Origin of the sequence: Streptomyces ossamyceticus, from assembly GCF_001418475.1 — a bacterium.
GTDB classification, from domain to species: Bacteria; Actinomycetota; Actinomycetes; order Streptomycetales; family Streptomycetaceae; genus Streptomyces; species Streptomyces ossamyceticus.
Genome location: NZ_LIQX01000133.1, coordinates 1 through 6034 on the forward strand (window position 1 = coordinate 1; position 6034 = coordinate 6034).

Consider the following 6034-nt stretch of genomic DNA (forward strand, 5'->3'; position numbering starts at 1 on the left):
CCCGTACATACCCCACCCCGTATTGCACGTGGGTCCCCCTCACCACTGACGGAGCTTTCATGACCATCGACGCCTCCCGCACCGCCGGCCTCACCCCCACCGCCCTTCAGCAGCTGATCAGCACCGGGCGCGGACCCCGAGTGCTGGACGTGCGCACCCCGGGCGAATTCCGGTCCGTCCACATCCCCGGTTCCTACAACGTCCCGCTGGACACCCTGCGTGAACACCGCGCCGAACTCCTCGCCCACCTCGACGAGGACGTCGTCCTCGTCTGCCGCTCCGGCGCCCGTGCCGCCCAGGCCGAGCAGGCCCTCGCCGAAGCCGGTCTTCCCAACCTGCGCGTCCTGGACGGCGGAATGATGGCCTGGGAGGCCGCCGGAGCCCCGGTCAACCGTGGTGAGGCGCGCTGGGAGCTGGAGCGCCAGGTCCGACTCATCGCGGGATCCATCGTGCTGGTCACGGGCGTCGTCGGACTGCTCGTGCCCGGGGTGCACCTGATCGGCACCGCGATCGGTGCCGGGCTGACGTTCGCCGCGCTCAGCAACACCTGTGCCATGGGCATGATGCTGTCCAAGCTGCCCTACAACCGCGGCCCGCGCACCGACATCCGTACGGTGATCGCCTCCCTGCGGGACCGCTCGTGATCACGCTCGTCCTCGTCGCCTCCGTACTGATCGGCGTCAGCCTGGGCATCCTGGGAGGCGGGGGTTCCATCCTGACCGTCCCGATCCTGGTCTACCTTGCCGGTCAGGACACCAAGGAGGCCATCGCCACCTCCCTGTTCGTCGTCGGCGTCACCAGCCTCGTCGGGCTCGTCCCGCACGCCCGCGCGGGCCGGGTGCGCTGGCGCACCGGCCTGGTCTTCGGCGCGGTCAGCATGGTCGGCGCGTACGGCGGCGGACGCCTCGCGGAGTACATTCCCGGCAACGTCCTGCTCATCGCCTTCGCGCTCATGATGCTCGCCACCGCCGCCGCCATGCTCCGCAAGTCCCGCACGACGAAGCCGGCCAAGCCCGCCCCCACGGAACTGCCCGTCGGGCAGGTGATCGTGGAGGGCCTCGTGGTCGGCGCGGTCACCGGCCTGGTCGGCTCCGGCGGCGGATTCCTCGTCGTTCCCGCCCTCGCCCTGCTCGGCGGACTGCCCATGAGCGTCGCCGTAGGCACCTCGCTCCTGGTCATCGCGATGAAGTCGTTCTCCGGTCTCGCCGGCCACCTCGACGGCGTCCAGATCGACTGGAACCTCGCGCTGCTGGTCACCGCCGCGGCCATCGTCGGCGGCCTCATCGGCAGCCGCTACGCGGCACGCATCCCCCAGGACACCCTGCGCAAGGCCTTCGGCTGGTTCGTCGTCGTCATGGGAGTCTTCGTCCTCGGTCAGCAACTGTCCCACGCGCTGTGGGTCAGCCCGTTCACCTGGACCGGCATCGGTCTCGCGGTGGCGACCGCCGTGACCTGGAGCGCGGTGCGGGCACGCCGTCCACGCTCGGCCGCGAACGCACCCCAGGCAGGTTCCAAGGCGCCCGCCGTAAACCCCGAGCTCGATACCCAGAGGGATGCCCTTGCGGCGTCGTCGCCCGACTCGCCGCCCTGCCCCGCACCCTCGACCGGGCCGACTCCTGGACCCTCGCCGGCGGAACGCGCCGGTGCCTTGCCGAGGGCGGGGACGGCGTACCTCCGGTGAGCGGGCGGGAACCGGAAGAGTCCTTCCTCGCCCTCGTGTGACACGTGACGCGGTCGGCGGACATCCGCCGGCCGCGTCGTTCCACGTCACGGGCATGTACGTGCGTGCCCGGCCCCGTCAGCCCGGCCTCCTTCCGCCCGGCCGAGCGGCGGCGGGCGACGCATGCGGTGGGCCCTCGCCGGGGCCGGTTGCCGGTGGCGGACCCGGGTGGGTCCACGGAGGCGCGCGCATGACCTGGAAGACGGAGCGATGGGTATCCGACGTGGCAGTGGAGCGGGTGATCCCGCTGCCCCTTGAGCGGGTGGCCGCCCGTATCCGCCCGGTTCGGAAGGGTCGTCGGGGCTGAGGGGTGCGATGTGCGATGTGCGAAGAGACTGACGGTCGGACGGAACCGATGTCACGGGCACGCTGGCCTCCGCCTCCGCCTCCGCCACCGCCCGCGCCCGTGGGAGGCCGGTCCCCGCCCATTCCTTGGCGGACCCGGGCGCGCACCCCTCTTCCGGAAGACGGGCCGTGATGTCGGTGCCGCCCTCCACGGTGGAGATCGCCGGGGCCGCTGGAGTGGCGGGGAGGGGCGGCAGGCGGGTGCAGGGTGCCACCGGAGACGTTCCGGTTCACATCGGGAGAGGGGGCCGATCTGTACGGGCGGGGCCGGACGCCCTCGGCGTGGCCGACGGGCACCTCGAAACCACGCCGGGGCCCGACGCGGTGCGTGAGCGCCCCCGTGGGCCGGCGCGGGACGAGGGCGGGTTCCTCGTCCCGTCCCGCATCGGCGGATTCGGAAGGTGAAGCGACCGCCTCCCGCACCACGGAGTGCTGTCCAACTCCCGGGAGGCGGTCGCCGTCCAAGGGCCGTCCCCTACGGCGACGGCTTTCCACCGCCCTGCGTGGCGTGCAGGTCCGCCAGCAGCTCGGCCTGCCCGGCGAGCACCCCGGACAGGATGGTCCGCGCGACCCGCAACAGCTCCGCGACCTGGGGGCTGGTCAGCGAGTAGTACACCGCTGAGCCCTCCTTGCGTGTCCTGACCAGGTTCGCCCGCCGCAGCACGGCCAACTGCTGGGACAGATGTGCGGGCTCGATGCCCACCTCGGGCAGCATCTCCGCGACCGCGTGCTCGCGCTCGCTCAGCAGCTCCAGGACCCGTATGCGGGCCGGGTGGCCCAGCGTCTTGAAGAACTCCGCCTTCAGTTGGTACAGCGGCGTACTCATGGTGCCGTCACCTCCCCGGCGCAACAGCACGGTCCCACCGGCCGGAGCTCGGCGCATCGCATCCATCCACTCGTCACGGGCATGTGGCCCATCCTCGCCCGAGGCATCGGCCAGGCCGAACCTGCTGGTGAAAACGGCGCCACGTCCCGCATGAAGACCTCATTAATTGCTAATATTAGCAATTAATGAGGTCTTGTGAGGAGGGTCGTGTGAGGATCACCCCGCTACGCGGTGCCGGCGTCGTCTGGCTGAAATGCCCCGCCTGCCGCCTCAAGTGCCGCCCCACCGCCGTCGGTCCGGACGGCGGCTGCCCGCGCTGCGGTCATGCCCGTATGCTCCGGCTGTCCTTCGGCGAGGCGCACGAGCGCGCCGCTCGAACGGACACGACCACCGGCCCGGCGCTGGGCATCCACCGCGATTGATCCGTTCGTGCCGCCGCCGAGAAGGCGGGCCGAGAAGGCGGGCCGAGAAGGCGGCCTGAGAAGGCGGCTGAGATGGCGCGGCGTCGCCCGCGCGGTCGTCACCGGTGCGTTCGGGCGGGCGACTGGCCGTGGCGATCGCCAGCCGCGCGGGGACGCCGGCAATCGTGCCGGGACCGTGCGAACGCGGACCGACCAGGACGGCGTCCCGGGCGGTCCGCGCACCGAGATGCCCGGGTCAAGCCTTCTTGACCACGCTGGACTTGAGCTGCATGGCGCCGAACCCGTCGACCTTGCAGTCGATGTCGTGGCCGTCCACGCCGTCGACGAGGCGGATGTTGCGCACCTTGGTGCCCGCCTTGATCCCGGTTGGGCTGCCCTTGACCTTGAGTGTCCTGACCACCGTCACGGTGTCACCGTCGGCGAGCACGTTGCCGACCGCGTCCCTGATCACCTTGCTCCCGGATTCGTCCGCGGTTTCCTCGGAGGGTGACCATTCGAGTCCGCACTCGGGGCAGACCAGGAGCGCGCCCATCTCGTAGGTGTGGGCGCCGGAGCATGCGGGGCAGGCGGGAAGGTTGTCACTCATGGCACAAGGATCTTTCGGTCAGTCGGGCGTTACGGGGTCGGGTGAGGGGCGTGAGAGGCGTGAGGGTCAGGTGGGCCAGCCGTCGGTGCGCCACTCCTGCTGCCCCTCGTCCGTGGCCGACGAGGGGCGGGCGTGGGCGGCGAGGGCGGCGGCCAGGTCGTGGTGGACGGGGATGTCCGGGCAGTCGCCGGACGGAACCAGCGAGCCGTCGGCGGGGATGGCGGCCAGCTCCAGTCTGCGGCCCGCTCCGGCGAGACGGCGTGCCGACTCGGTGATGGCCAGTTGGCCCTCGGCGGACCAGCTGCGCAGTTCGGTCAGGTCGAGGACGACCGGTCCGGTGCCGCGAGCGGCGACCCAGCCGACCGCCCCGGCGAAGCGACGGACCGCGGCCGGGCCCAGGTGTCCGGCGACGGAGAGGATGCCGAGATCCTGCTCGATGGTGTAGCGCCACTCGATGGTCATAAGCGGTGAACTTCCTTGCGATATGGCCCGTTCGGATGGGGATGCGGTCCGGTGGATTCAAAGGGGGAGGGTGATCCAGATGCTCTTGCCCCGCCCGTCGGCGTCCGGACGGACGACCGCGCTGCCCCCCAGCCCCAGGGTCACCTCCATGATCGTGGCCAGCCCGCCGGTTGCTCCGGTCGCGCCGGTTCCGTCCGTCCCGCCGCCGAGCGTGCCGAGCGGAGGCTGGTAGGGGTGGCGGTCATGGACGGCGAAGGCCAGGCAGTCCCGGCCGGCCGCGTAGATCACGGTCAGCTGCGGCGAGCAGACGGCGGCGTGCCGGACGCTGTTGGTGACCAGCTCGCCCAGGACCAGCAGGGCCGGGTCCACGGCGGGGTGCCGCAGGCCGATGCCCCATTCCGTCAGTGTCTGCTCGGCCGTCTCGCGGGCGGTCCGTACGGCTTCCGGCTGGGACGGCAGGGTGAGCACGTGCCGATGGGGAAGGGCTTGCAGGAGCGAGGACATCACGTCTCCACGCGGCTCAGGCGGAAGCCGCTGACCGTCTGGGGGAGCATCCGCAACACGGTGTCGTGCGGGCCGTGGGTCCAGCCGGCCAGGGTGCGCTGGTGATGGGCCGCCTTGTCGGCATCGGTGATCACCTCGGTGGGGCCGGACAGCGTGACCGTCCAGCCGGTGCCGGCCACGACCCTGATCTCGTCCACCTGGTACGTCACCACCTCTGGTACGACAGCCCCCTGGACGGGGGCCCGGACGATCAGACGCCCGTACTCCCAGACGTGCCGGGCAGGCCGGACGAGGGTCTGCCCCCGCTGCGGGTACACCAGCCGCCCGAAGCTGCTGCCCTCCACCAGCCACAGCGCCTCCGCGCCGGAGACCTCGGCCATGCGCAGGGCCGCGGGGGGAAGGCTCATCGCGCGTGCTCCTCAAGCGCTTCGGCGTGCTCCTCAAGCGCTTCGACGGACGTCGCACGGTCCGGGGCCGGCTCCTGTTGCTGCCGTGCGGCACCCGCGGGGAGGACGCCGGCCGACTCCAGATGCTCGCGAGCGGCCCGGATCGCCTCGGGTGTGGTGGAGAAGTCACGGCCGTCGTGCCGCAGCAGTTCCAGCGCACCGACGGATTCCAGGACCTGGCGCTGGCCGGGGCGTATCCCGGAGGCCAGCACGAGGATGCCGCGTCGCGTCAGCTTCTCCACGGCGTCCTTGAGGACCAGCGCGCCGGTGGCGTCCATGGTCGACACGCGGGACATGCGCAGGATGACGACCCGTACGTCGGCCACCTCGGTCAGCTCCAGCAGGAAGCGGTGCGCGGCGGCGAAGAACAGCGGCCCGTCGATGCGGTACGCGACGATGTGCTCGGCGAGCAGGGCGTGCTCCTCGGCGCTGTGGTCGCCCCGGTCGAGCGGCACCTGGTCGAAACGGGCCTGCTGGGCCACGGCGCGCAGGGCGAGGACGCCCGCGACGGCGAGGCCGATGATCACCGCGTACACGAGGTCCAGGGCGAGGGTCGCGACCGCGGTGAGGACGAGGATCAGGGCGTCCGAGCGGGTGGCCCTGGCCATTGCCCGGAGCGAGCCGACCTCGACCATGCGGACCGCGGTGGCCAGCAGCACTCCGGCGAGGGCGGCGAGCGGGATCTTCGACACCAGCGGTGCCGCGGCGAACACGATCACGGCG

9 protein-coding genes are annotated in these 6034 nt (G+C 71.8%); 3 read left to right on the top strand and 6 right to left on the bottom strand.

All coding sequences use genetic code 11. The annotated features are described in order from the left end of the window. Positions 1-59 precede the first annotated feature (59 nt). Positions 60-644: a rhodanese-like domain-containing protein gene (locus AOK15_RS11765; RefSeq protein WP_055515656.1), complete on the top strand. Its 585-nt coding sequence runs from the start codon at positions 60-62 to the stop codon at positions 642-644. Beyond that, positions 641-1681, top strand: coding sequence for a TSUP family transporter (locus AOK15_RS11770; RefSeq protein WP_079058427.1), 1041 nt, complete (start codon positions 641-643; stop codon positions 1679-1681). Before AOK15_RS11765 ends, AOK15_RS11770 begins: the two co-directional genes overlap by 4 nt. Before the next feature lie 859 nt (positions 1682-2540). On the opposite strand, the gene AOK15_RS11780 is transcribed toward AOK15_RS11770, so the two are convergent. Next, a complete protein-coding gene (locus AOK15_RS11780; RefSeq protein ID WP_055515661.1) occupies positions 2541-2891 on the bottom strand; it encodes an ArsR/SmtB family transcription factor in 351 nt (116 codons plus the stop codon). 209 nt (positions 2892-3100) lie between these two features. On the opposite strand from AOK15_RS11780, the gene AOK15_RS11785 reads away from it, so the two are divergent. After that, positions 3101-3313, top strand: coding sequence for a hypothetical protein (locus tag AOK15_RS11785; protein ID WP_055515663.1), 213 nt, complete (start codon positions 3101-3103; stop codon positions 3311-3313). Between the two features lie 235 nt (positions 3314-3548). Here the strand turns inward: AOK15_RS11785 and AOK15_RS11790 are convergent, their stop codons facing one another. The 5 genes from AOK15_RS11790 to AOK15_RS11810 all read right to left on the bottom strand — a co-directional run. After that, entirely contained in the window at positions 3549-3899 is a 351-nt protein-coding gene (locus AOK15_RS11790) for a zinc ribbon domain-containing protein YjdM (RefSeq protein ID WP_055515665.1), read from the bottom strand. Between the two features lie 66 nt (positions 3900-3965). Beyond that, positions 3966-4361 (bottom strand): STAS domain-containing protein, encoded by a 396-nt coding sequence (locus AOK15_RS11795; protein WP_055515667.1) that lies wholly within the window; start codon positions 4359-4361, stop codon positions 3966-3968. 57 nt (positions 4362-4418) lie between these two features. Continuing rightward, positions 4419-4865, bottom strand: a complete 447-nt coding sequence (locus AOK15_RS11800; RefSeq protein ID WP_055515669.1) for an ATP-binding protein — start codon at positions 4863-4865, stop codon at positions 4419-4421. Further along, positions 4865-5272 (bottom strand): pyridoxamine 5'-phosphate oxidase family protein, encoded by a 408-nt coding sequence (locus AOK15_RS11805; protein WP_055515671.1) that lies wholly within the window; start codon positions 5270-5272, stop codon positions 4865-4867. The genes AOK15_RS11800 and AOK15_RS11805 overlap by 1 nt, the downstream gene beginning before the upstream one ends. Then, positions 5269-6034 (bottom strand): STAS domain-containing protein (locus AOK15_RS11810; protein WP_240508394.1); only part of this gene is annotated, 766 nt, incomplete at its 5' end. The genes AOK15_RS11805 and AOK15_RS11810, both read right to left, overlap by 4 nt.